This window comes from Marinovum sp. E3, assembly GCF_055755275.1.
The window spans coordinates 2,104,289-2,126,945 of the sequence record NZ_CM146908.1; the positions used below are offsets into that span (position 1 = coordinate 2,104,289).

Consider the following 22,657-nt stretch of genomic DNA (forward strand, 5'->3'; position numbering starts at 1 on the left):
TAGGCGAAGCGAACGTTCAGCGGGACCAAGAAGATGCTCTATTCAACTGCCGAAGACTGGCGCCAGGCGCCCAAGAAACGCGTGCTGTTCTTTGGCATGTCGGGCCTTGGAAAGACCCATGTTTCCAACATGTTGCGCGACAATGGCGCATGGTTCCACTATTCCATCGATTACCGCATCGGCACGCGCTACATGGGCGAATACATCGCCGACAATGCCAAGGCGCATGCCATGCAGGTGCCGTTCCTGCGCGATCTGCTGCTGTCGGACAGCATCTACATCGGCTCCAATATATCGTTCCACAATCTGACCCCGGTCTCGGCCTATCTGGGCAAGCCGGGCAACCCCGATCAGGGCGGTCTGCCGATGGCCGAATACACCCGGCGGCAGGATCAGTTTCGCCAGGCCGAGATCAATGCGCTGCTGGACACAGGCTATTTCATCGACCGGGCGCAGGCGCTTTATGATTACCCGCATTTCATCTGTGACACCGGCGGCTCAATCTGCGAATGGGTCGATCCCGAAGACCCCGCCGATCCGGTGCTTTCGGCGCTGTCAGAGCGCACGCTGATGATCTGGATCGAAGGCTCAGAGGCACATACCCAGGAGCTGATCCGCCGGTTCAACCGCGCCCCCAAACCGATGGCCTATCAGCCCGCCTTCCTCGCCCGCTGCTGGCAGGAATATCTCGAGGTCGAGGGCTGTTGCGAAGGCGAGGTGAACCCCGATGCCTTCATCCGCTGGACCTATGGCCGGGCGCTGGCGCACCGCCAGCCGCTTTATGCCGCGATGGCGCGGAACTGGGGTGTGACGGTGACCGCCGACGAGATCGCCCAGGTGCGCGATCAGGCCGATTTCACCGATCTGATCGCCGGCGCGATCACCCGGTCAGCACGGCGCAGCTGACCGCTTGTGGCGCGCGCCGCTCTGGCCTATTTCTCTGACGCCACAGGAAAGGACACCCGATGCCCCTGAAACTGCCCAGTGATCTGCCCGCCTTCGACGTGCTCTCGCGCGAGGGTGTGATGGTCATGGCAGAGAAACAGGCCGAGCATCAGGACATCCGGCCGCTGCGCATCGGGTTGCTCAACCTGATGCCCAAGAAGATCGCCACCGAGACCCAATTCGCCCGGCTGATCGGCGCCTCGCCCTTGCAGATCGAGTTAACGCTGATCCGGATGAGCGAGCACGAGACCAAGACCACCTCGGCCGAGCATATGGAGAGCTTTTACCACCCGTTCCGCGAGGTGAAGGACTGGAAATTCGACGGGCTTATCATCACCGGGGCGCCGATCGAGCATCTGCCGTTCGAGGATGTGACCTATTGGGAAGAGCTCACGCAGATCTTCGACTGGACCCAGACCAACGTGCATTCCACCTTTGGCGTCTGCTGGGGTGGCATGGCGATGATCAACTATTTCCACGGGGTGCAGAAACATATCCTCGATCACAAGGCCTTCGGCTGCTTCCGCCATACAAACCTCGACCCCGCCTCGCCCTACCTGCGCGGCTTTTCCGACGAGTTCGTCATCCCGGTCAGCCGCTGGACCGAGATGCGCCAGCCCGAGATCGATGCCGCCGCCGGGCTGCGCACCCTGCTGGGCAGCGACGAAGTCGGGCCCTGCCTGGTCGAGGATCCGAAGCACCGGGCGCTCTATATCTTCAATCACTTCGAATATGACAGCGGCACGCTGAAGGAAGAATACGACCGTGACGTTGCCAATGGCACCGCGATCAACGTGCCGCGCAACTACTACCCCGGCGATGATCCCAGCAAGAAGCCGCAGAACCGCTGGCGCAGTCATGCCCATCTGCTCTACGGCAACTGGATCAGCGAACTCTATCTGACGACGCCCTTCGACATGGCCGAAATCGGTTCCAAGTCGACCGACCTCCGGGGCTGAGATGATCGCCAACCTCGCCTTCGCCCTGCTGACCGTGGCGCTCTTGGCCGGCGGCGTGTTCCTGATCGACCGGCGGGCGGATCTGCGAGAGGCCGAAGCCGAAGCGCAGTTTGGCCCCTCGGGCAAGCTGATCGACATCGACGGCACCACGGTGCATGCGCTGGTCACCGGGGCCGGCCCCGATCTGGTGCTGATCCATGGGGCCTCGGGCAATCTGCGCGATTTCAGCTTCGATCTGATCGAACCGCTGGCGCAGCATTACCGGGTGATCGCCCTGGACCGGCCGGGGTTGGGCTGGACCGATCGGCTGCACGACCGGGGTGAGACCCCCGGCGAACAGGCCCGTCTGTTACAGAAGGCCGCCGATCGGCTGGGCGTGACGAGGCCGCTGGTGCTGGGCCATTCCTTCGGCGGCGCGGTGGCGCTGGCCTGGGCGCTGGAGCGCCCCGAAGAGACTGTCGGACTGATCCTGCTGGGCGCGGTGTCAAATCCCTGGCCCGGTGGGCTCGACACGCTGTACCACGTCAATTCCTCGCGCCTGGGCAGTGCATTGGTGGTGCCGCTGATTACCGCCTTCGCGCCGCTCGACCGGGTTCATGCCGCGCTCGAGGCGATTTTCAAGCCGCAACGCGTGCCTGTGGGCTATGCCCGCCACATCGGCGCCGGGCTGACACTACGCCGCGACAGCCTGCGCGCCAATGCCCGCCAGATCACCCGGCTGCGGCCGCAGGTGGTGGAGATGTCGGAGCAATATCACCGGCTCGAGATGCCGCTGGAGATCCTGCACGGTGAGGCCGATACCATCGTGCCGCTGGAGATCCACTCCGAACCGCTGAGCCGCCAGGCGCCCGATGCCAACCTGCTGCGGATGCCCGGTGTCGGCCACATGCCGCATCACGCCGATCCGCATGCCGTGATCCAGGCGGTGCACCGCGCCGCCGCCCGCGCCGGGCTTCGTGAAGGGCATTAACATTGCAACACCTGGCCTAAGACGCCATATTTACGTGAAAATATGCGAGGCCCCATGGCACAACCTTTTGACGGTGCAATCAGTACCTACTTCGAAAACGAGGCCCCCAAGCCGATCCGTGATGCCATTTGGCGCGCCGAGAAAGGCGAGATGCTGTCGGAGGGCTACCCCTATTCCGACCGCATGCCTCGCAAGGCCTATGACAAGGCGATGAAGGCGCTGCAAATCGAGCTGGTCAAGCTTCAGGCCTGGGCCAAGGACAGCGGCGCGCGGGTGGCCGTGGTTTTCGAAGGCCGCGACGCCGCAGGCAAGGGCGGCACGATCAAGCGCTTTCGCGAGAACCTGAACCCCCGGGTCGCCCAGGTCGTGGCACTGTCGAAACCTTCGGACCGGGAAGCCGGGCAATGGTATTTCCAGCGCTACGTCACCCGCCTGCCCACGGCCGGCGAGATCGTGCTGTTCGACCGGTCGTGGTACAACCGCGCGGTGGTGGAAAAGGTGTTCGATTTCTGCTCCGAGGCGCAGCGCGCGCATTTCTTTCAGCAGGTGCCCGACTTCGAAAAGATGCTGTTGGATGACGGCATCATCCTGATCAAGCTCTGGCTCAACGTCGGCCGCGCCGAGCAGTTGCGGCGCTTTCTCAGCCGCGAGAGCGACCCGCTCAAGCATTGGAAACTGAGCTGGATCGACGTCGAGGGGCTCAAGCGCTGGGATGCCTATACCGCGGCCATCGCCGAAACCTTCGAGCGCAGCCATACCGAGATTGCGCCCTGGACCGTGGTGCGCAGCGACGACAAGCGGCGCGCCCGGATCAATGCCATCCGCACCGTGCTGCACCGGATCGATTATGCCAACAAGGACACGGCCGCCATCGGGGCGGTGGATCCGCTGATCGCCGGCGGGCCGGATCTCTGGCAGGCCCGCGCACAAGATGCCTAAACGCGGCTATCACCACGGCAACCTGCGGCAGGCGCTGATCGACGCCGCCCTGAAGCTGATCGAAGACCGGGGGCCAACGGGCTTCACGCTCTCCGAGGCGGCAAAACAGGCGGGCGTCACCCCGGCTGCGGTCTATCGCCATTTCGAGGGGCGCGAGGACCTGATTGCCGAAGCCGCGCTTCAGGGCTACGAGATTTTCGCCGATGTCATGGATTACGCCTATGACAGCGGCAAACCCTCGGCCCTGGCCGCCTTCGAGGCCACGGGCCGGGCCTATCTGGCCTTTGCCCGCAAGCACCCCGGCCATTACATCGCGATGTTCGAAAGCGGCGTCTCGGTCAACAAGACACCGGATCTGGCCGCCGCCTCGGCGCGGGCGCGCGGCGTGCTGGAAAAGGCCGCCGAGGGTCTGTCGCAGCATATCCCCGCCGACAAGCGCCCGCCCGCCGCGATGTTCTCGGCGCATATCTGGGCCCTGAGCCACGGGGTGGTCGAACTTTTCGCCCGCGGCTCGCCCGGCACCCGCAGCCCCTATCCGCCCGAAGAACTGCTTGAGGCCGGCATCGGGATTTACCTCAGGGGTCTTGGCCTGATCCCGCCGGACGCGTAAGGCAGGCGCATGAGCGACAAGACCTTCTTCCTCGGCCTTGGTGGCCAGAAATGCGGATCGAGCTGGATTCAGGCGTATCTGAACCGCCAGCAAGGCGCCGATTTCGGCCGTCTCGGTGAGTATCAGATCTGGGAGAGTGACCTCGGCTCGGTCTTTGCCCGCTACCGGCTGGCCACACCCTCGGGCTTTCAGATGCTGCGCGCCGAGGCCAAGCGGCGGCTCGGTATGACCGAGCCAGCCGACCATCTGCGCTGGCGGATGCAGAACGACCGGCAACAGTATTTCTCCTATTTCGAACAGTTGCTGAACCGGCCCGGCGTGACAATGACCGGCGACATCACCCCCAGCTATGCCGCCCTGCCCGCGCCGCTGCTGCAAAAGATCAAGGATGGCTTTGAAGAGACTGGAATATCAGTGAAATGCCTGTTCTCGATGCGCGACCCGGTGGCCCGAATCCGGTCGCATTACCGGATGGACATCGACAAGGGCACGGCGCCGGAACCGGCGGATTTCGAGGCCGGGCTGCGCGGCTTTTATGCCAGCGCAGAGGCCGCGGCGCGGACGCGCTATGACATGACGCTCGAGGCGATGGAGACGGTCTTTGCACCGGAAGACCGGTTCATCTGCCTTTTCGAAGAACTGTTCACGCCCGAGGGCATCGCCGATCTGGCGGCGTTTGCCGGCGTTCCGGCCGAGGCCGAGGCCGGGGGACAAAAGGTCAATGCCCGCGGCTCGGCCGGTGGCATCTCTGACGACCTGACCGCCGAAATCGCCCGGCATTACGCCCCGGTCTATGCCGCCGTCGCCCGGCGTCTGCCGCAGATCGCCCGGGTCTGGCCCAGCGCGCGGTTTCTCACCAGCGCATGAGCCCGGCGTCGATCAACTGCTGCGGCCCCTCGTAACGCAGCGAGTTCTCGTCGAGAAAGCTGCCCTTGCGGGCCTGCATCCGAGCCAGAAGCTCGGCGTAATAGCGGTATTTCGAGGCGCCATTGGCATGCGCCCCCCAGGCCCTGGCGCGGGCGATCTTGTCGGCGAACTGCGCGGTAAAGACAAAATGCGCCACGGTCAGCAGCACCGTGCTGCTGGGCGCGAGATTGGCGTAATGCGATCCGGTCAGCCGGCTTTCGGCGTTGCGCAACACCAGCGGCGTCTTGTGGCGCGGCGACTTCTGGAACTGTTGTGCCTTTTTCGCCCTGGAGGACATGTAAAGCCGTTGAAGCCCCCGGCGCTCCACCTTGGGTTCGATATCGAATTGCTTGAAAAGACGCGCTGTTTTCGATTTCCCCAAGAGCTCCGGCTGGCGCCCCGGCACCAGATCGACAAGCGCTTCGGCCTGGAAATACGGGTAGGCCTCGAGCAGCCCGTCAAAGCTTTTCGGCAGATCGCCCGAGAGCCCGGCAACGTTTTCCGGAAAGAATTCCACCACCGTGGCAATCGCCGAGGGCGCGCCTTCGGCCGCAAGCCGTGTCACCACCTTGGAGATCGAACTGACCCCGGGCGGCAGCAGCAGGAATTCGTCGGCATCGACATAGGCGACATAGGCGCCGTCGAAAAACAGATGCGGCAGGGCGATCTTGAAATAGGTGCCGGCGCGTTCCCTGCGGCTTTCGCCGTCGGGGTCGCGATAGGTGATCTCATCGCCAAAGCTGAGATCGGATTGCATGACCACGCAATCCGATTGCGCCGCGAGATAGGCGCTGGTGCCGTCGTCCGAGGCATCGTCGAAGATCAGGAATTGCTCGAAGCCGATGGCCCGATGATGCGCCAGGAAGGCCGGCAGGAAGCCCATCTCGTTCTTCATGGTGGAAAACAGCGTCAGCTTGCCGGCATCCACCTGCCCGCTTACCACCCGCGCCAATCGGCCCGCGTCTTCTATTCCGTATGCGCTCATGGCAGTGCCTTCGGATGTTGCGGGCCGCGCGTCAAGCCCCCTCGCCCCGCGCATGAAAAAGGCCGCCCCGAAAGGCGGCCTTTTCCGATACATGTCCGTAAAGCTTAACGCTTGGAGAACTGGAAGCTCCGGCGGGCCTTGCGGCGGCCGTATTTCTTCCGTTCCACAACCCGGCTGTCGCGGGTCAGGAAGCCGGCGGCTTTCAGCGCGCCGCGCAGCGAGGGATCGTAAAGTTGCAGCGCCTTGGAGATGCCGTGCTTGACCGCACCGGCCTGACCCGAGAGACCACCGCCCTTGACGGTTGCCTGCACGTCGAACTGGTCTTCGACACCGGCCACGGTAAAGGGCTGGCGCAGGATCATTTGCAGCACGGGACGCGCGAAATAGGTGTTCAGCTCGCGGCCATTGACCGAGACCTTGCCGGAGCCCGGCTTGATCCAGACACGGGCAACCGCGTCTTTCCGCTTGCCGGTGGCATAGGCCCGGCCGAGCTCGTCACGGACGGGTTCGCGCGGGGTTTCCACCTCGGTCACGGCTTCGACACCGCCGGTGACGGCGTTCAGGTCTTCCAGGGAATTCACTTGCTCAGCCATTATTTCGCCACCCGGGTGTTTTTCGAGTTCATGTTCTTGACGTCGAGCACTTCGGGCGACTGCGCCTCGTGGGGGTGCTCGGTGCCGGCATAGACGCGTAGGTTGGTCATCTGCTGGCGCGCCAGACGGTTGCCCGGCAGCATGCGCTTGACCGCCAGGGTCACGACGCGCTCGGGGTGGGCGCCCTCGAGGATCTGCTGTTTGGTGCGCGACTTGATGCCGCCCGGGTGGCCGGTGTGCCAATAGTGGTTTTCTTCGCGCTTCTTGCCGGTCAGCTGAACCTTGTCGGCATTGACGATGATGACATTGTCACCACAGTCCATGTGGGGCGTGAAGGAAGGCTTGTGCTTGCCGCGCAGGCGGGTGGCGACGATCGAGGCGAGACGGCCGAGCACCACGCCTTCGGCGTCGATGACGATCCATTTCTTCTCGATGTCTGCCGGAGTCGCAGAGAAGGTTTTCATATCGGGTCTACCCTTGGGTCTTGAGTTCCGACGCCTCGGGGAGACCCCGGCGCCAAATTCGATGGGCGGGTTATAAAGACTGCAAAGACACAGTCAAGATGCGTTAGCGCGAATTAATATAGCTATTTCAAATACTTGTAAATTAGGTATCTAAATACCCCATTCAGACACCGATATTTTCCGGCGGCTTGTCCAGCAACCGGCGCAGGCGCAGCATCGCATCCTCGAAAGAGGCCAGCGTCACCTCGGCGTTGACGGCGATGCGTACCGCGTGGGGCACCCTCGCGTCGCGCATGGCGAAATCCTCGGCGCTGCGGATCTTGAGGCCCTGCGCCTCGGCCGCCTGGCAGAAGGCCGAGACCCGCCAGCCCTCGGGCAGACGCAGCCAGAAAAAGGGCACATCGGGGTTCCAGGTCAGATCGTAGCTGCCCAGGGTATTCACCCCGACGCGAATGTAACGCTCCACCTCGGTGCGAACCTCGGCCACCAGCCTGTCGGCCGACGGCGCGCCGAGCAAACGCCCGATCATCTCGGCCAGCGGGGTCGAGAGGCCGAAAAAGCCGTATTCGGCGGCGCGGCGCAGGGTGGTGTCGCTGCCTCGCGGCGCCACAGCAAAGCCGACCCGCAGCGCCGGGGTCAGCAGCTTGGAGATCGAGGCAATGTACCAGGTCTGATCCGGCAGCAACATGCGATAGCCGGGCAGTCGCGTTTCGGACAGGCGGTAACAATCGTCCTCGAGAATGTTCAGCCCGCGCGCCCGCGCCACCTCGGCAATGGCTTCGCGGCGGTCGAGCGGGGTGTGCAGGCAGGTCGGGCTCTGCACCTCGGGCGAGGTGCAGAAAAGCTGCGCCGCATGGGTGCGCGCCAACCGGTCGAGCTCTTCCGGGATCACCCCCCTGGCGTCCATCGGCACCGGCACCACCTCGGCGCGCAACAGTTCGGCGGCACGGCGGAAACCCGGATAAGACAGCTCTTCGACCAGAATCACCGGCCGCCGCCCACGCAGAACGCATTGCATCACTAAGGACACCGCATTCTGTCCGCCATGGGTAAAGACCAGCCGGTCGGGATCGACCGGCCCCAGCCGCGCCGTCGAAAGCCAGCGCGCCGCCGCCTGGCGCGCGCTGTCGGAGGCGCCGGCGGAGGGATAGTTGAGCAGATCGGTCGCATCGCTCTCGGCCACCTCGCGCAGGGTGCGGCGGATCGCGTCGACCTGGCCGACATCGGGCAATTGCGGGCTGAAAAGCGATACAATCCCGGTTTCGCGCGGCGGATTGCGGATCAGCAGGCGCGGCTCCGGCGCCGCCCTGTCGTCCTGCCCCGCCACAAAGGTGCCGCGCCCCACCTCGGCCCGCAACACGCCCTTGTCCGTCAGAACCGAATAGGCCCGCGCAACCGTGCCTGGGGTTATTTTCAGCTCCCATGCGAGATCCCGCACCGGCGGCAGCTTGTCACCTCGGGCAAGCTTGCCCTCGGCGATGGCGCTGCCGATCAACTCGGCCACGGCGCGATATTTCGGACCGTCCATGCCGGAAATATCACCGATTGAAATTGTATCCATCACAATATTTCCATGGATCATTACACATGTTCAATGTATCAATTATCTACGGCAATTCGCCGCATTGTGTCAATACAATTCACGAAAGGATCTCCCATGGCACATCTCCAGCAGACCCCAGCGCAGGCAGCAGGCTTTCTTGACGGCCGTCCCCTGACCCCGATCGCATCGGTGGCGCTCAAGGCGGTCGTGGCGATTGCCAAGTGGGAGGCCCACCACCGCACCCGCACCAAGCTGAAACATCTCGATGATCACCTGCTCAGGGACATCGGCGTGACGCGCGATCTGGCCGAACGAGAGGCCGCTCGCCCGTTCTGGCAGGGGTAGATCCCTCTCCTGACAGACCTCTTCCTGGGCCCGGGGCGATGCCTCCGGGCCTTTTTTCTGCCGCCGCCAGGTGAGGCCCCCGTCCCGGGCCCGCCCCGGGACCTCGTGGTCCCTTGCCCAGAGCCCCGACGCAGGTCCGGGCGCGCCTCAGCGCCCGGGCGGGATCGAATAGGTCAGGTTCGCCCGGGCGACCGGCGACGCCTGGCCTTCGGAATAGAGTAGGCAGTCCACCACGCTCAGCGCCCGGCCGATCTTCAACAACCGGAACTGCCCCAGCACATCCGCCCCCGCCGCAGGCTTGCGCATGAAATCGATCGAGCAATTGGTTGTCACCGCCAGCGCCTGGCGCCCGATCCGCGACATCGTCGCCACATAGGCGCCGACATCGGCCAGCGCGAACATTGCCGGGCCCGAGACCGTGCCGCCGGGCCGCAGGTGCCGCTCCGAGGCATGCAGCCGCATCACCAGTACCTCCTCGTCGAGCCGGTCGATTGAGAACATCCCCTCGACCTGCGGAAAGACCTCGCTCAGAAACTCTGTCATCTCTTCGGCGTTCACGACGATTGTCATTCTTCCCTCTTGCGCTGTGTGACGCTAGGCTGCCGCCCAGGCCAAGGGAGGGCAAGATGGCGATTTTGGAACGTTGCGACACCGGGGCCGTGGCCCATTTGCGGATGAACGCGCCCGAGCGGCTGAACGCGCTGTCCGACGAAATGCTGGCCGAGCTCCAGACCCAGATCGATGCCCTGCACGCGGACACCAGCGTTCGCGCCGTGGTGATCTCCGGCGCCGGCAAGGCGTTCTGCGCCGGTCACGACCTCAAGCAGATGACCCGGGGGCGACAGGCCGAAGATGGTGGCAAGGCTTATTTCGCCGATCTCTTCGACCGCTGCGCCAGCGTGATGACCGGGCTGACCCGCCTGCCCCAGCCGGTGATCGCCCAGGTGCATGGCATCGCCACCGCCGCCGGTTGCCAGATGGTGGCCAGCTGCGACATGGCGGTCGCGGCCGAGGGCACGCGGTTTGGCGTCAACGGCGTCAACATCGGGTTGTTCTGCTCGACGCCGATGGTGGCGCTGACCCGCAATATCCCGCGCAAGAAGGCCTTTGAAATGCTCACCACCGGCCAGTTCATCGAAGCCGACGAAGCCGAGACCCTGGGCCTCGTCAACCGCGTCGTGCCCGCCGAGGCGCTCGAGGCCGAGGCCCGGGCGCTGGCCGAACAGGTCGCCGAAAAGCTGGGTACGGCGGTGCGCATCGGCAAACAGGCCTTCTACGCCCAGGCCGAGATGGGGCTCGACGCGGCCTATGCCTATACCGGCCAGGTCATGGTCGAGAACATGCTCGACCGCGACACCACCGAGGGCATCAGCGCCTTTCTGGATAAACGTCCCGCCAGCTGGCGGCAGTGACCCTTTGACAGCCCCGCCAAAAGGCGTATGTGAGCGCGCATGACACAAGAGCTTCATATCGTCGGCGGCGGCATGGCCGGATCCGAGGCCGCCTGGCAGGCCGCGCAACTGGGCGTCAATGTGGTGATCCACGAGATGCGCCCCAAGGTCGAAACCTTTGCTCATCGCACCGGCAATCTGGCCGAGATGGTCTGTTCCAATTCCTTCCGTTCGGATGACGACGAACAGAATGCCGTCGGCCTGCTGCATTGGGAAATGCGCGCGGCGGGTGGCCTCATCATGGCCACCGCCGACCGTCACCGCCTGCCCGCCGGCGGTGCCCTGGCGGTCGACCGCGACCCCTTTGCCGAGGATGTGACCGCGGCGCTCAAGGCGCTGCCCAACGTTCGGGTGGAGTATGGCGAGATCACCGAGCTGCCGCGCGACGGCCAGTGGATCATCGCCACCGGCCCGCTGACCTCTTCGGCGCTGGGCCAGGCGATCGCCGCCGAGACCGGCGCCGATGCGCTCGCCTTCTTCGACGCCATCGCGCCGATCGTCTATGCCGAGAGCATCGACATGTCGAAGGCCTGGATGCAGTCGCGCTACGACAAGGGCGAGACCGAGGAAGAGCGCAAGGCCTATCTCAACTGCCCGATGGACCGCGCCCAATACGAGGCCTTCATCGACGCCCTGCTCGCCGCCGACAAGACCGAGTTCCACGACGGCGAGACGGCCGGCTATTTCGACGGCTGCCTGCCGATCGAGGTCATGGCCGAACGCGGCCGCGAGACCCTGCGCCATGGCCCGATGAAGCCCGTGGGCCTGACCAACCCGCATCAGCCCGACGTCAAGGCCCATGCGGTCGTCCAGTTGCGCCGGGATAACGCGCTGGGCACGCTCTACAATATCGTCGGCTTCCAGACCAAGATGAAATACGGCGCCCAGACCGAGGTGCTGCGGATGATCCCCGGGTTGGAAGAAGCGCGCTTTGCCCGGCTCGGCGGCATCCACCGCAACACCTTCCTCAACTCGCCGACCCTGCTGGATGCGCAGATGCGGCTGAAATCGCGGCCCAACATCCGCTTTGCCGGCCAGATCACCGGCGTCGAGGGCTATGTCGAAAGCGCCGCCATGGGGCTGTTGGCGGGACGCATGGCCGCCGCCGAGATCCTTGGCCAACCGCTGCCCGAGGTGCCGCAGGACAGCGCCATGGGCGCGCTGATCCACCACATCACCGGCGGCGCCGAGGCCAAGACCTTTCAGCCGATGAACGTCAACTTCGGGCTGTTCCGCCCGGTCGACGGGCTCAAGGGCGGGCGCCGTGGTCGCAAGGACCGCTACAAGGCCTATACCGACCGCGCCAAAGCGGCCTGGCAGGACTGGCTCGGCGCGATGGCCAGCGCCGCCTGACCCCCGTGGCCTTTCGCACCCGCTTCGCCCCCTCGCCGACCGGGCCGCTGCATCTGGGCCACGCCTTCTCGGCGCTGACGGCCTATGACGCGGCGCAGGCGGCCGGCGGCAGCTTCCACCTGCGTCTCGACGACATCGATCAGAGCCGCGCCCGCCCGGAATGGGCGGCGCAGATCTGCGACGACCTGCACTGGCTGGGGCTAAGCTGGCCCGCGCCGGTCTGGCGCCAGTCCGACCGCCTCCCGCGCTACCGCGCCGCACTGGAGCGCCTCTGGCGCCGCGGGCTGCTCTATCCCTGCACCTGCACCCGGCGCGACATTCAGGCCGCCGCCAACGCCCCGCAGGAGGGCGCGCCGCGCTTTGGCCCCGACGGGCTGATCTATCCCGGCACCTGCCGGAACCGGCCCCGCAGCGGCCCGATGCCGCAGGATCAGGCGCTCAGGCTCGACATGAAGAAAGCCATGCAAGCCATTGGAGAGGCGGCTTTTCACGAAGAAACCTTTTACCCCGGCCCGCGCGCCGTCACAGCCCGGCAGATGATCGACAGCGTCGGCGATGTGGTTCTGGCCCGCCGCGACATGGGCGCCGCCTATCACCTGGCCATCGTCGCCGACGACGCGGATCAGGAAATCAGCCATGTGATCCGCGGCCAGGATCTCTTTGATGCCACCGCGATCCATGTGGTCCTGCAACATCTGCTCGACTTTCCGACCCCGCGCTATCACCATCACCGGCTGATCCGCGACGCCTCTGGCAAGCGCCTTGCCAAGCGCGACGACGCCCGCGCCATCGCGCTCTATCGCAGCGAGGGCAAGCGCCCGGCCGACCTCCGCGCCATGGTCGGCCTTCCGCCCGCCTCTGCTTCTGTTTGAAAATACCGTTGGGGAACCCGCCCTGGCGGACGGGCGCAAAGCCCCCTCAGCGCTCCGGCTGCATCAGCTCGACCTCGGCGCCGCTGCGCACCTCGGTATAGAAACAGGTGCGGCGCCCGGTGTGGCAGGCGGCCCCGGTCTGGTTCACCGTCAGCAGCAGGCAATCGCGATCACAGTCGATCCGCAGGTTCACCAGCTCCTGCACATGGCCCGAGGTCTCGCCCTTGACCCAGAAGCTCTGTCGCGACCGCGACCAATAAGTCACCCGGCCGGTCGCCAACGTTCGTGCCACCGCCTCCTGGTTCATCCAGGCCATCATCAGCACTTCGCCGCTGGTGGCGTCCTGGGCAATCGCCGGAATCAGCCCGGCATCGTTGTAGACCAAGGTCGAAGGATCAAAGGACATGGGCGAAAAACCTTTTGCAAGAGCGCTCTGGACGCCTATTTAAGAAACGCAGGACAAAAGAGAAAGCCTCATGGCCGAAACCGATCTGATCAAGCTCTACTCCGCCCGCATTCTGGCGCTGGCCTCGGATATCCCCCACAGCGAACGGCTGGCGGCGCCCGAGGCCACGGTCAAGAAACGCTCGCCGCTCTGCGGCTCGACGGTGACGGTGGACGTGGTGATGAAGGAGGGCCGCGTCGCCGACTTCGGCCAGGACGTCAAGGCCTGTGCGCTGGGGCAATCGGCGGCCTCGGTGCTGGGCTCGGTGGTGATCGGGCGCAGCCCCGAAGAACTGGAAAAGGCCCAGGCGGAACTGCGCGCCATGCTGAAAGAGGGCGGCCCTATCCCCGCCGCCCCCTTCGACGGTTTCGAGGTGCTGGAGCCCGCGCGCGAGTACAAGAACCGCCACGCCTCGATCCTGCTGGCGCTCGAGGCCACCGCCGAAGCCGCGCGTGAGGCGCTGGCCGTGTCCGCCTGATCTCTCGTCGATCCAGGTTTTGATTGCACAAAAAAAGGCCGCCTTCCGAAGAAGGCGGCCAAGGCAAGCGCTCGCGTCCTAATGGGGGTGTTGAGGCAGACCCCGAGCTCCCATGGGGATTGGGAAGAGGCAGGTTCGCGCGGATCGGACAGGCGCGCGGAACGCGAGCGCAGGCAGGGAAATTCCTTCAGATAAAGGCCGGCAGATGCAGGCCCGCAACCAACAGAAACACAAGCGAAACGGCGCCCATGGCGTCGTGCAGAAAGCTGTGATCGAAACGACGGCGGCTCTTGGTCACTTTCTTGTGCATGGCGTGTCTCCGTTGCGGTGTTGTCTCTTTGTTCTCATATGGACAACGGTCTGTAAAGAACTTTTTGAGAACATCCGAGAACAAACCGCTAATGGAGACGCTAACCCACTGATATCAAACGAATGGCTTCATCCTGCCGCATCAGCCAGAGCAGAACGCGCGCCGCCCGTCCCCGGCCGCTCTCGAGCGTCGGATCGGTGGTCAGCAAGGCGCGGGCGTCGGTCTGGGCCGTGGCCATCAGACCGGTCTGGCTTTCCACATCCGCCACCCGAAACCGCGGCAGACCGGATTGCGCCGTGCCAATCACGTCACCGGCCCCGCGCATCTCCAGATCGGTTTCGGCGATGATGAAACCGTCCTCGGTATTGCGCAACGTTTCCAACCGCTTGCGCCCGCCTTCGCCAAGCGGCGCCTGGTAGAGCAGCAGGCAGGTCGAGGCCTGATCGCCACGGCCCACCCGGCCGCGCAGCTGGTGCAGTTGCGCCAGGCCAAAGGTCTCGGCGCGTTCGATCACCATGATGGTGGCCTTGGGCACGTTCACGCCGACCTCGATCACCGTGGTCGCCACCAGCACCGAGGTTTCGCCGGCCTGGAACCGTGCCATTGCCGCGTCTTTCTCGGCCGGCGGCATCTGGCCGTGCACCAGCCCGACCCGGGCCTCGCCGAGCGCCGCGCGCAGCCGTTTGAACCGCTCTTCGGCGGCGGTCATGTCCGAGGTTTCGCTTTCCTCGACCAGCGGGCAGACCCAATAGACCTGCCGCCCGTCGTCTGCCGCCGCCCGAATGCGGCCCACCACCTCCTCCAGCCGTTCGGTCGAGACCAGCGCAGTGGTGATCGGCTTGCGCCCGGGCGGTTTTTCGTCAAGCACCGAGACATCCATGTCACCATATTGCGCCAGCGCGAGGCTGCGCGGGATCGGCGTCGCCGTCATCACCAGCACATCCGCCAGAATGCCCTTGGCCCCCAGCGCCAGCCGCTGCCGCACGCCGAATCGGTGCTGTTCATCGATGACGGCCAGGCGCAGATCGCAAAAGGCCACATCCTCCTGAAACACCGCGTGGGTGCCGACAAGCACCTGAATTTTCCCGTTTTTCAACGACTCCAGCTTGGCCGCCCGCTCGGCGCCCTTGTCCCGCCCGGTCAGCAGCTCGAGCACCACACCGGCGCTTGCCGCCAAAGGTTGCAACCCCTCGAGATGCTGCCGAGCCAGGATTTCGGTCGGCGCCATCATCACGCCCTGCCCGCCCGCCTCGACCGTGATCAGCAGCGCCATGAAGGCAACCAAGGTCTTACCGGCGCCCACATCCCCCTGCAACAGCCGGTTCATCCGCTTGTCGCGCGCCATATCGCCGGCGATATCCGCAATCGCCCGGGCCTGTGCCCCGGTGGGCGCATAAGGTAAGGATTTCAATACTTTGCGCTGCAAGCCCCCGGTTCCGGAACTGGCCCGCCCGGCCGCCTTGCGGCGGTTCTGCCGGGCCAGCGCCAGAGTCATCTGATGGGCGAAAAGCTCGTCATAGGCCAGCCGCACCCGCGCCGGATGCCCCGGTGAAAGTGTCGCCGCATCCGTCGGGGCATGCGCCTGGCTCAGCGCCTCGCCCCAGGAAGGCCAGCCCTCTTTCCCGAGCAGCGAGGGCTCGATCCATTCCGCCAGCTCGGGCGCCCGGGCCAGCGCCCCCTGCGCCGCCTTGTGCATCACCTTCTGCGTCACCCCGGCGGTCAGCGGATAGACCGGCTCGAAATCGGGGATGTCATGCGCCTCTTCCACCGGCAGGATGTGATCGGGGTGCACCATCTGGGCGATGCCATCGAACAATTCGACCTTGCCCGAGACAACGCGGCGCGCGCCACTGGGGAGAATTTTACGCAGATAATCGCCCCGCGCATGGAAAAAGACGAGCTGGAACGAGGTCTGCGCGTCCTGCACCGTGATCCGATAGGCGCCGGAACGGCTGCGCGGCGCGGCATGGCGGCCGATCTCGACCTCGACGGTGACCACGCCGGGCAGATCGGCGCCCTGCACCGTGTCGCGCTTGCGCCGGTCGATGCCGGAATGCGGCAGGGTGAACAACAGGTCGCGCGGGGCCTCGATCGCCAGCCCGGCCAGCGACTTGGCGATCTTGGGGCCGACACCGGGCAGCGTCTCGAGATCCGCAAAAAGCGGAAACAACGGCTCGGGCCGGCTGCTCATGCGCCGATCAGGGCCAGCCACCCGTCTTCGTCGAGCATGTCGATCCCCAGTTCGGCGGCTTTCTTGCCCTTCGATCCGGCCCCCGGCCCGGCGACCACCAGATCGGTCTTTTTCGACACCGACCCCGAGACCTTGGCGCCCAGGGCCTCGGCCCGGGCCTTGGCCTCGGCGCGGGTCATCTTTTCGAGGCTGCCGGTAAAGACGATGGTCATGCCGGCCACCGGGCTGCCCTCGACCGCGGGCCTGGCCGCGTCCTGGATATCAAGCTGCGCCACCAGCCTGTCGATTGCCGCGCGCTCGGCCTCTTGCCCGAAGGCGGCGACCAGCGAGGCAGCCATGACCTGGCCCACGCCATCGACGCTGAGCAGGTCGTCCCAGGCCGGGCCCTCCATCGGCTGCGCCTCGGTCATCGCGCGGTCAAAGGTGGCCCAGGCGCCATAATGGCTGGCCAGGAGATTGGCCGATTGTTCGCCGACATGGCGGATGCCGAGGCCGAAGATCGCCCGGCCCAGCGCAATCTTGCGCCGCTCGTCGATGGCATCGAACAGCTTCTGCGCCGATTTCTCGCCCCAGCCCTCGCGATTTTTCAGCTGCTGCATGCCCTGGCCATAACGTGCGCGCAGGCTGAAGATATCGGCCGGCTCGGCGATCCAGCCGTCGCGATAGAATTGCTCGACCTGTTTGGCGCCGAGACCGTCGATGTCGAATGCCGAGCGAGAGACGAAATGCTTCAGCTTTTCAATCTGTTGCGCCGGGCAGATCAACCCGCCGGTACAGCGGCGCACGGCGTCGCCTTCTTCGCGCACGGCCTCCGATCCACATTCCGGGCACGTCTCCGGAAAGACATAGGGGGCGGTGCCCTCGGGGCGTTTGGACAGGTCGACATCGGCCACCTTGGGGATCACGTCGCCGGCGCGATAGATTTGCACCCAGTCGCCGATCCGGATGTCCTTGCCGCCGCGGATTTCGCCGCCGCGGCTGTCGCGCCCGGCGATGTAATCCTCGTTGTGCAGCGTCGCGTTGGAGACGACGACACCGCCCACCGTTACCGGCGTCAGTCGCGCCACCGGGCTGAGCGCGCCGGTACGGCCGACCTGGATGTCGATCGCCTCGAGCCGCGTCCAGGCCAGTTCGGCAGGGAATTTATGCGCGATGGCCCAGCGCGGCGTGGTCGAGCGGAACCCCAGCCGCTCTTGCAGGTCGAGCCGGTCGATCTTGTAGACCACACCGTCGATGTCATAGCCCAGCGTCGCGCGCTGTTCCTCGATCTCGCGGTAGAGGGCAATCATCTCTGCCGGGGTGTCGCAGCGGCGGGTGAGCGCATTGGTCTGAAACCCCAGCTCCGCCAGCCTTTCGATGGCGCCCGATTGCGTTTCGGCCAGCGGGTTCGAGAGCACGCCCCAGCTGTAGGCGAAAAAGGCCAGCGGCCGGTCGCGGGTGATCTCGGGGTCGAGCTGACGCAGCGAGCCGGCGGCGGCATTGCGCGGATTGGCAAAGGTCTTGCCGCCGCGTTCGACCTGGCGCTTGTTGAGCGCCTCGAAATCGGCGTGGCGCATGTACACCTCGCCGCGCACCTCGAGCACCTCGGGCGCGCCGGTGAGCACCTCGGGGATGGTGTCGATGGTGCGGGCATTGACGGTGACATTCTCGCCCGTCTCGCCATCGCCTCGGGTGGCGGCAGTGACCAACGTGCCGTTTTCATAGCGCAGCGAGAGCGAGAGGCCGTCGATCTTGGGTTCGGCGGTATAGGCCAGCTGGGCATCGGCGGGCCAGTTCAGATAGCGGCGGATGCTGGCGTCGAATTCCAGCACGTCGGCATCGTCGAAGGCATTGCCGAGGCTCATCATCCGCACCTGGTGGCGGACCTTGGCAAAGCCTTCGGCCGGGGCGGCACCGACCTGATCAGAGGGGCTGTCGGCCCGTTTCAATTCCGGGAATCGCGTCTCGATCTCGGCGTTGCGGCGTTTGAGCGCATCGTAATCGGCGTCGGTGATCTCCGGCGCATCGGCGCCGTGATAGGCCAGATTGGCCGCAGTCAGCGCCTCGGCCAGCGCCGCGAGTTCCTCGCGTGCCTGATCTTCGGTCAATTCGGAAACTGCAATCTCGCGCGTCATCTAACCCCCCGCAAATCTTCCCAAGTGATAGGGCGCGGGCGGCACAGGGTCCAGTCGGTTTGCGCGGTATCCGGTCAGGCGCCGATGGCAAGACGGTCGCCACCGTCAAGCTCGCTCGGGCTGGGATCGCGCAGCACATAGCCCCGGCCCCAGACGGTCTCGATGTAATTGTCGCCACCGGTGGCATTGCTGAGTTTCTTGCGAAGTTTGCAAATGAAAACGTCGATGATTTTCAACTCCGGTTCATCCATTCCGCCATAAAGATGGTTGAGAAACATTTCCTTGGTCAGGGTCGTGCCTTTGCGCAGGCTGAGCAATTCGAGCATCTGGTACTCCTTGCCGGTCAGATGCACCGGCCGCCCCGCCACCTCCACCGTCTTGGCATCGAGGTCGACCGAGACCTGGCCGGTATGGATGACCGATTGCGAATGCCCCTTGGACCGGCGGATGATGGCGTGGATGCGGGCCACAAGCTCTTCGCGGTGAAACGGCTTGGTCAGGTAATCGTCGGCGCCAAAGCCGAACCCCTTGAGCTTGTTGTCGGTATCGTCGGCGCCCGAAAGGATCAGGATCGGCGTTTCCACCCGCGCCAGGCGCAGCTGGCGCAGCACCTCATGGCCGTTCATATCCGGCAGCCCCAGATCGAGAAGGATCAGATCGTAGTCGTAGAGCTTGGCAAGATCGATCCCCTCTTCCCCGAGATCGGTGCAATAGACATTGAGATTGGCATGGGTCAACATCAATTCGACGCTCTTGGCCGTCGTTGGATCGTCCTCAACCAGCAACACTCGCATTTTCTTGTCTCCAATCAACAGCCCGGTTATCATCATAACCTGTGGCAGAAAGGTTAACCGACCGTTACCGTAGCAGGAGAACATGCATAGCACAACTCACGGTTGTCTGTATTTCTGCACAGCGGTTGCTTTCAAAGCGTCTTCGCCGAACTGTGTGACGGCCGTTACCCATTCTCTAAATTCCTCGGCCGAGATTGCATAGCGTTTCTGTGCCTCTTCCTGCGAAATCAGCCCGTAGATCACCCCGCGCACCACCGCCGCCTTGCGCGAGGCGACCCAGCGGCGGGTCTGTGCCGCGGGCAGATCGGCGCGCGTCATCACCGTGCCATCGGGCAAGGTGACGGCACGGGGACCATCGACTTTCTTCAGGTACATGGCGTCCTCGTCCAGCTCATTTGTCCCGAGCATGGGCGGAGGTGTTTAACCGCCGGTGAAAGCCGGTCTTGAGAGTGTCTCGGATTTTCCTATATTCTCGCGGACTTCCGAAATGGAGATTCGCATGTCCGCCCTTGCCACCGAGACGCTCAATTCCCTCGGCTTTGCCAAGCCCCCCTCGCAGACCCGCGTCGTCGTGGCGATGTCGGGCGGGGTCGACAGCTCTGTCGTCGCCGCCGAGCTGGCGCGCGAGGGCTATGACGTGGTGGGCATCACCCTGCAACTCTACGATCACGGCGCGGCCCTGGCCAAGAAAGGCGCCTGCTGCGCCGGCCGCGACATCCACGATGCCCGCCGGGTGGCCGAGGAGATGGGCTTTCCGCACTACGTGCTGGATTACGAGAACGTCTTTCGCGATGCGGTGATGGACGAGTTTGCCGACAGCTACCTGGGCGGCGCCACCCCGGTGCCCTGCATCCGCTGCAACGAGCGGGTCAAGTTCAAGGATCTGCTGGAAACCGCGCGCGATCTCGATGCCGATTGCATGGCCACCGGCCATTACATCCAGCGCAAGATGGGCGCGGCTGGCGCCGAGCTGCATTGCGCCGCCGATACGGTGCGCGATCAGAGCTATTTCCTGTTCTCCACCACCCAGGAACAGCTCGATTACCTGCGCTTTCCGCTGGGCCATCTGGAGAGCAAGGAAGACACCCGCAGGCTGGCGGCCAAACACGGGCTGCCGGTGGCCGACAAACCCGACAGTCAGGACATCTGCTTCGTGCCAGACGGCAACTACGCATCGGTTATCGAAAAACTGCGCCCCGGCGCGGCCGAACCGGGGCAGATCGTGCATGCCGATGGCCGGGTGCTGGGCGACCATGCCGGGGTGATCCATTACACCATCGGCCAGCGTCGCGGCCTGGGCATCGGCGGGCTGAGCGAGCCGCTTTACGTGGTCAGGCTCGATGTCGAGGCCAAGCAGGTGGTTGTCGGCCCCAAGGAGATGCTCTCGACCCGCACCATCCCGGTGCGCGAGGTCAACTGGCTGGGCGGTGGCGGCTTTGCCGACATGCAAGAGCGCGAGATCTCGGTCAAGGTGCGTTCGACCCGGCCGCCGCGCGCCGCGTTGCTGCGGCCGCTGTCGGAGACCGAGGCCGAGGTGGAACTGCTGACGCCGGAGGAAGGCGTCTCGCCCGGACAGGCCTGCGTCTTCTACGAGACCAGCGGCACACGGGTGCTGGGCGGCGGCTGGATCTGGCGCGGGCGGTAAGGCCCGACATCAGTCTCCGTATCGGGTCGCGGATGCCCGCAACTGCGTCCGTCAGGCCTGAACCAGATCGTAATGCGCGATACGGCGCGCGGCCACCAGCTCGGCCTCTTCGGGGGCGATATGCGGGCTGTCGTAATCCTCGCCGACAAAGGCCTTGAGCGCGTCGAGATCGCGCCAGACCATCACGAAGGCGAAGTCGCGCGGATGATCGGCGCGCGGCGCGCCGGGCAGCACTTCGACGATGCCGTCGGTCGCCCGCATCAACGGAATGGCGGTATCATGAAAGAACCGGGCAAACTCCGCTTCCTTGCCGGGATGGGTGGTGACCTGAAATATGCGCATGATCATGCTGTGCCTCCTGTCGACCATGAAACCCCCAGTCTAGCACATCGCGGCCCGGCTCCGCGGCGCGTTCTCAAACCCTCGTGACAGCACTGACATGATCATGGCGCCGCGCCGGCCGGCCCCCTAGTCTCCGGGTATCGCCCCCTGGAAAGGACCGCCATGCCCACCGAACGCTTCACCTTCACGGGTCACTCCGGCGCGCCTCTGGCTGCGCGGCTCGATCTGCCGGACGGGCCGCATCTGGCCACGGCGCTCTTTGCGCATTGCTTCACCTGCTCCAAGGACATTCCGGCCGCGCGCCGCATCGCCGGCCGGCTGGCGGCCATGGGCATCGCCGTGTTGCGGTTTGATTTCACCGGGCTGGGCCAGTCTGAGGGCAGCTTTGCCGAGACCACATTTTCCAGCAATATCGAGGATCTGGAGGCTGCCTGTGCCGCGCTGTCCGATCGCGGGCTGACGCCATCGCTGCTGATCGGCCATTCGCTGGGTGGCGCGGCGGTGCTGCGCGCGGCCGAGCGGCTGCCGTCGGTCAAGGCGGTGGCGACGCTGGGCGCGCCATTCGACCCCGGCCATGTCACCCAGAATTTCGGCGGCGCCCTGGACGAGATCGCCGCCTCCGGCGCGGCCGAGGTCACGCTGGGCGGCCACCGCATCGAGATCGGCCGCGATTTCGTCGAGGATGTCTCGGCACAGTCTCTCGCGCCCTCCATCGCCGGTCTGCGCCGGGCGCTTCTGGTGCTGCATGCACCGCGGGACGAGGTGGTGGGGATCGAGAATGCCGCCAATATCTTCATGGCCGCGAAACATCCCAAGAGCTTCGTCACGCTCGACGATGCCGACCATCTGCTCAGCCGCCCCTGTGACGCGGAATATGCCGCCGAGGTGATCGCCGCCTGGGCCGGGCGTTATCTCGACCTCAAGCCGCCCGCCCCGCCCCCCGGCGCGCCCGAGGGCATCGTGCGGGTTGCGGAGGCCGATGCCGATGGCTTTCTTCAAGACGTCAACGACGGCCCGTTCCACCACGTTCTGGCGGATGAGCCCGAGGCCTATGGCGGCACCAATCGCGGCATGTCGCCTTACGGCTTTCTCTCGGCCGGTCTCGGCGCCTGCACCTCGATGACGATCCGCATGTATGCCCGCCGCAAGGGCTGGCCGCTGACCCATGTCAGCGTCGATGTCTGTCATGACAAGGTGCATGCACAGGACGCGCAGTCCCGCAGCGACACCAAGGCCGATCACTTCAAGCGGCTGATCCGGCTGGAGGGTGACCTGAGCGCGGAGCAACGCGCCAAGCTGCTGGAGATCGCCGACAAATGCCCGGTGCACCGAACCCTGGAGCGGACCTCGGTGGTGATCACCGAGGCGGCGGAGTGACCGCCGGCCGATCCGTCGACAGATCG

The 22,657-nt window shown here is 65.1% G+C and carries 25 protein-coding genes; 13 read left to right on the top strand and 12 right to left on the bottom strand.

What is annotated here, in order from left to right; translation table 11 throughout:
* Positions 1–33: 33 nt before the first annotated feature.
* From AC0J5K_RS10310 to AC0J5K_RS10335, 6 genes are read left to right on the top strand one after another with little or no spacing between them, the layout of a single operon-like run.
* Positions 34–906 (top strand): ATPase, encoded by an 873-nt coding sequence (locus tag AC0J5K_RS10310; protein WP_274563023.1) that lies wholly within the window; start codon positions 34–36, stop codon positions 904–906.
* Positions 907–965: 59 nt separating this feature from the next.
* Entirely contained in the window at positions 966–1,904 is a 939-nt protein-coding gene (metA, locus tag AC0J5K_RS10315) for a homoserine O-acetyltransferase MetA (RefSeq protein ID WP_274563022.1), read from the top strand.
* 1 nt (position 1,905) lies between these two features.
* Positions 1,906–2,874, top strand: a complete 969-nt coding sequence (locus AC0J5K_RS10320; protein WP_274563021.1) for an alpha/beta fold hydrolase — start codon at positions 1,906–1,908, stop codon at positions 2,872–2,874.
* Between the two features lie 54 nt (positions 2,875–2,928).
* Positions 2,929–3,813, top strand: coding sequence for a polyphosphate kinase 2 (gene ppk2 / locus AC0J5K_RS10325; protein ID WP_274563020.1), 885 nt, complete (start codon positions 2,929–2,931; stop codon positions 3,811–3,813).
* Positions 3,806–4,423 carry a TetR/AcrR family transcriptional regulator gene (locus tag AC0J5K_RS10330; RefSeq protein WP_048531093.1) on the top strand — a complete coding sequence of 206 codons (618 nt, stop codon included), beginning with the start codon at positions 3,806–3,808 and terminating at the stop codon, positions 4,421–4,423. Before ppk2 ends, AC0J5K_RS10330 begins: the two co-directional genes overlap by 8 nt.
* Before the next feature lie 9 nt (positions 4,424–4,432).
* The gene (locus tag AC0J5K_RS10335) at positions 4,433–5,290 is read left to right on the top strand and encodes a sulfotransferase family protein (protein WP_274563019.1); all 858 of its coding nucleotides are present in this window, start codon (positions 4,433–4,435) and stop codon (positions 5,288–5,290) included.
* Here AC0J5K_RS10335 and AC0J5K_RS10340 read toward each other — a convergent pair.
* The 4 genes from AC0J5K_RS10340 to AC0J5K_RS10355 all read right to left on the bottom strand — a co-directional run bounded on the left by AC0J5K_RS10340 (position 5,277) and on the right by AC0J5K_RS10355 (position 8,932).
* Complete coding sequence (locus tag AC0J5K_RS10340; protein WP_170850508.1) at positions 5,277–6,314, bottom strand: glycosyltransferase family 2 protein; 1,038 nt, start codon at positions 6,312–6,314, stop codon at positions 5,277–5,279. The two genes, AC0J5K_RS10335 and AC0J5K_RS10340, sit on opposite strands and share 14 nt — an antisense overlap.
* A gap of 104 nt (positions 6,315–6,418) precedes the next feature.
* Complete coding sequence (gene rpsI, locus AC0J5K_RS10345; RefSeq protein ID WP_048531087.1) at positions 6,419–6,907, bottom strand: 30S ribosomal protein S9; 489 nt, start codon at positions 6,905–6,907, stop codon at positions 6,419–6,421.
* Entirely contained in the window at positions 6,907–7,371 is a 465-nt protein-coding gene (rplM, locus tag AC0J5K_RS10350; protein WP_048531085.1) for a 50S ribosomal protein L13, read from the bottom strand. Before rplM ends, rpsI begins: the two co-directional genes overlap by 1 nt.
* A gap of 163 nt (positions 7,372–7,534) precedes the next feature.
* Positions 7,535–8,932 carry an aminotransferase-like domain-containing protein gene (locus tag AC0J5K_RS10355; RefSeq protein ID WP_274563018.1) on the bottom strand — a complete coding sequence of 466 codons (1,398 nt, stop codon included), beginning with the start codon at positions 8,930–8,932 and terminating at the stop codon, positions 7,535–7,537.
* Between the two features lie 96 nt (positions 8,933–9,028).
* On the opposite strand from AC0J5K_RS10355, the gene AC0J5K_RS10360 reads away from it, so the two are divergent.
* The gene (locus AC0J5K_RS10360) at positions 9,029–9,259 is read left to right on the top strand and encodes a DUF1127 domain-containing protein (protein ID WP_048531081.1); all 231 of its coding nucleotides are present in this window, start codon (positions 9,029–9,031) and stop codon (positions 9,257–9,259) included.
* A gap of 147 nt (positions 9,260–9,406) precedes the next feature.
* Here the strand turns inward: AC0J5K_RS10360 and AC0J5K_RS10365 are convergent, their stop codons facing one another.
* Positions 9,407–9,829, bottom strand: coding sequence for a PaaI family thioesterase (locus AC0J5K_RS10365; RefSeq protein ID WP_048531079.1), 423 nt, complete (start codon positions 9,827–9,829; stop codon positions 9,407–9,409).
* Positions 9,830–9,885: 56 nt separating this feature from the next.
* On the opposite strand from AC0J5K_RS10365, the gene AC0J5K_RS10370 reads away from it, so the two are divergent.
* From AC0J5K_RS10370 to gluQRS, 3 genes are read left to right on the top strand one after another with little or no spacing between them, the layout of a single operon-like run.
* Positions 9,886–10,671, top strand: a complete 786-nt coding sequence (locus tag AC0J5K_RS10370; protein WP_274563017.1) for an enoyl-CoA hydratase — start codon at positions 9,886–9,888, stop codon at positions 10,669–10,671.
* A gap of 39 nt (positions 10,672–10,710) precedes the next feature.
* Entirely contained in the window at positions 10,711–12,063 is a 1,353-nt protein-coding gene (gene trmFO, locus AC0J5K_RS10375) for a methylenetetrahydrofolate--tRNA-(uracil(54)-C(5))-methyltransferase (FADH(2)-oxidizing) TrmFO (protein WP_274563016.1), read from the top strand.
* 5 nt (positions 12,064–12,068) lie between these two features.
* Positions 12,069–12,935, top strand: coding sequence for a tRNA glutamyl-Q(34) synthetase GluQRS (gene gluQRS, locus AC0J5K_RS10380; RefSeq protein ID WP_274563015.1), 867 nt, complete (start codon positions 12,069–12,071; stop codon positions 12,933–12,935).
* Between the two features lie 46 nt (positions 12,936–12,981).
* Here gluQRS and hisI read toward each other — a convergent pair whose 3' ends face one another.
* Positions 12,982–13,341 carry a phosphoribosyl-AMP cyclohydrolase gene (hisI, locus tag AC0J5K_RS10385; protein ID WP_048531073.1) on the bottom strand — a complete coding sequence of 120 codons (360 nt, stop codon included), beginning with the start codon at positions 13,339–13,341 and terminating at the stop codon, positions 12,982–12,984.
* Positions 13,342–13,411: 70 nt separating this feature from the next.
* Between hisI and AC0J5K_RS10390 the strand changes: the two genes are divergently transcribed.
* Positions 13,412–13,858 (top strand): iron-sulfur cluster assembly scaffold protein, encoded by a 447-nt coding sequence (locus AC0J5K_RS10390; RefSeq protein WP_074835053.1) that lies wholly within the window; start codon positions 13,412–13,414, stop codon positions 13,856–13,858.
* 187 nt (positions 13,859–14,045) lie between these two features.
* Here the strand turns inward: AC0J5K_RS10390 and AC0J5K_RS10395 are convergent, their stop codons facing one another.
* The 5 genes from AC0J5K_RS10395 to sciP form a co-directional block, all read right to left on the bottom strand.
* The gene (locus tag AC0J5K_RS10395) at positions 14,046–14,168 is read right to left on the bottom strand and encodes a hypothetical protein (protein ID WP_274563014.1); all 123 of its coding nucleotides are present in this window, start codon (positions 14,166–14,168) and stop codon (positions 14,046–14,048) included.
* 100 nt (positions 14,169–14,268) lie between these two features.
* Entirely contained in the window at positions 14,269–16,359 is a 2,091-nt protein-coding gene (recG, locus tag AC0J5K_RS10400; protein WP_274563013.1) for an ATP-dependent DNA helicase RecG, read from the bottom strand.
* Positions 16,356–18,473, bottom strand: a complete 2,118-nt coding sequence (ligA, locus tag AC0J5K_RS10405) for an NAD-dependent DNA ligase LigA (RefSeq protein ID WP_274563012.1) — start codon at positions 18,471–18,473, stop codon at positions 16,356–16,358. Before ligA ends, recG begins: the two co-directional genes overlap by 4 nt.
* Positions 18,474–18,547: 74 nt before the next feature.
* Complete coding sequence (gene ctrA, locus AC0J5K_RS10410; RefSeq protein WP_274563011.1) at positions 18,548–19,267, bottom strand: response regulator transcription factor CtrA; 720 nt, start codon at positions 19,265–19,267, stop codon at positions 18,548–18,550.
* Positions 19,268–19,363: 96 nt separating this feature from the next.
* Positions 19,364–19,642: a CtrA inhibitor SciP gene (gene sciP, locus AC0J5K_RS10415; RefSeq protein WP_048533738.1), complete on the bottom strand. Its 279-nt coding sequence runs from the start codon at positions 19,640–19,642 to the stop codon at positions 19,364–19,366.
* A gap of 124 nt (positions 19,643–19,766) precedes the next feature.
* Here sciP and mnmA point away from each other — a divergent pair, with 124 nt between their 5' ends.
* The gene (gene mnmA, locus AC0J5K_RS10420; protein WP_274563010.1) at positions 19,767–20,912 is read left to right on the top strand and encodes a tRNA 2-thiouridine(34) synthase MnmA; all 1,146 of its coding nucleotides are present in this window, start codon (positions 19,767–19,769) and stop codon (positions 20,910–20,912) included.
* Between the two features lie 51 nt (positions 20,913–20,963).
* Here mnmA and AC0J5K_RS10425 read toward each other — a convergent pair whose 3' ends face one another.
* A complete protein-coding gene (locus AC0J5K_RS10425; protein ID WP_274563009.1) occupies positions 20,964–21,260 on the bottom strand; it encodes an antibiotic biosynthesis monooxygenase family protein in 297 nt (98 codons plus the stop codon).
* Positions 21,261–21,416: 156 nt separating this feature from the next.
* Between AC0J5K_RS10425 and AC0J5K_RS10430 the strand changes: the two genes are divergently transcribed.
* Entirely contained in the window at positions 21,417–22,631 is a 1,215-nt protein-coding gene (locus AC0J5K_RS10430; RefSeq protein ID WP_274563008.1) for a bifunctional alpha/beta hydrolase/OsmC family protein, read from the top strand.
* Positions 22,632–22,657 lie beyond the last annotated feature (26 nt).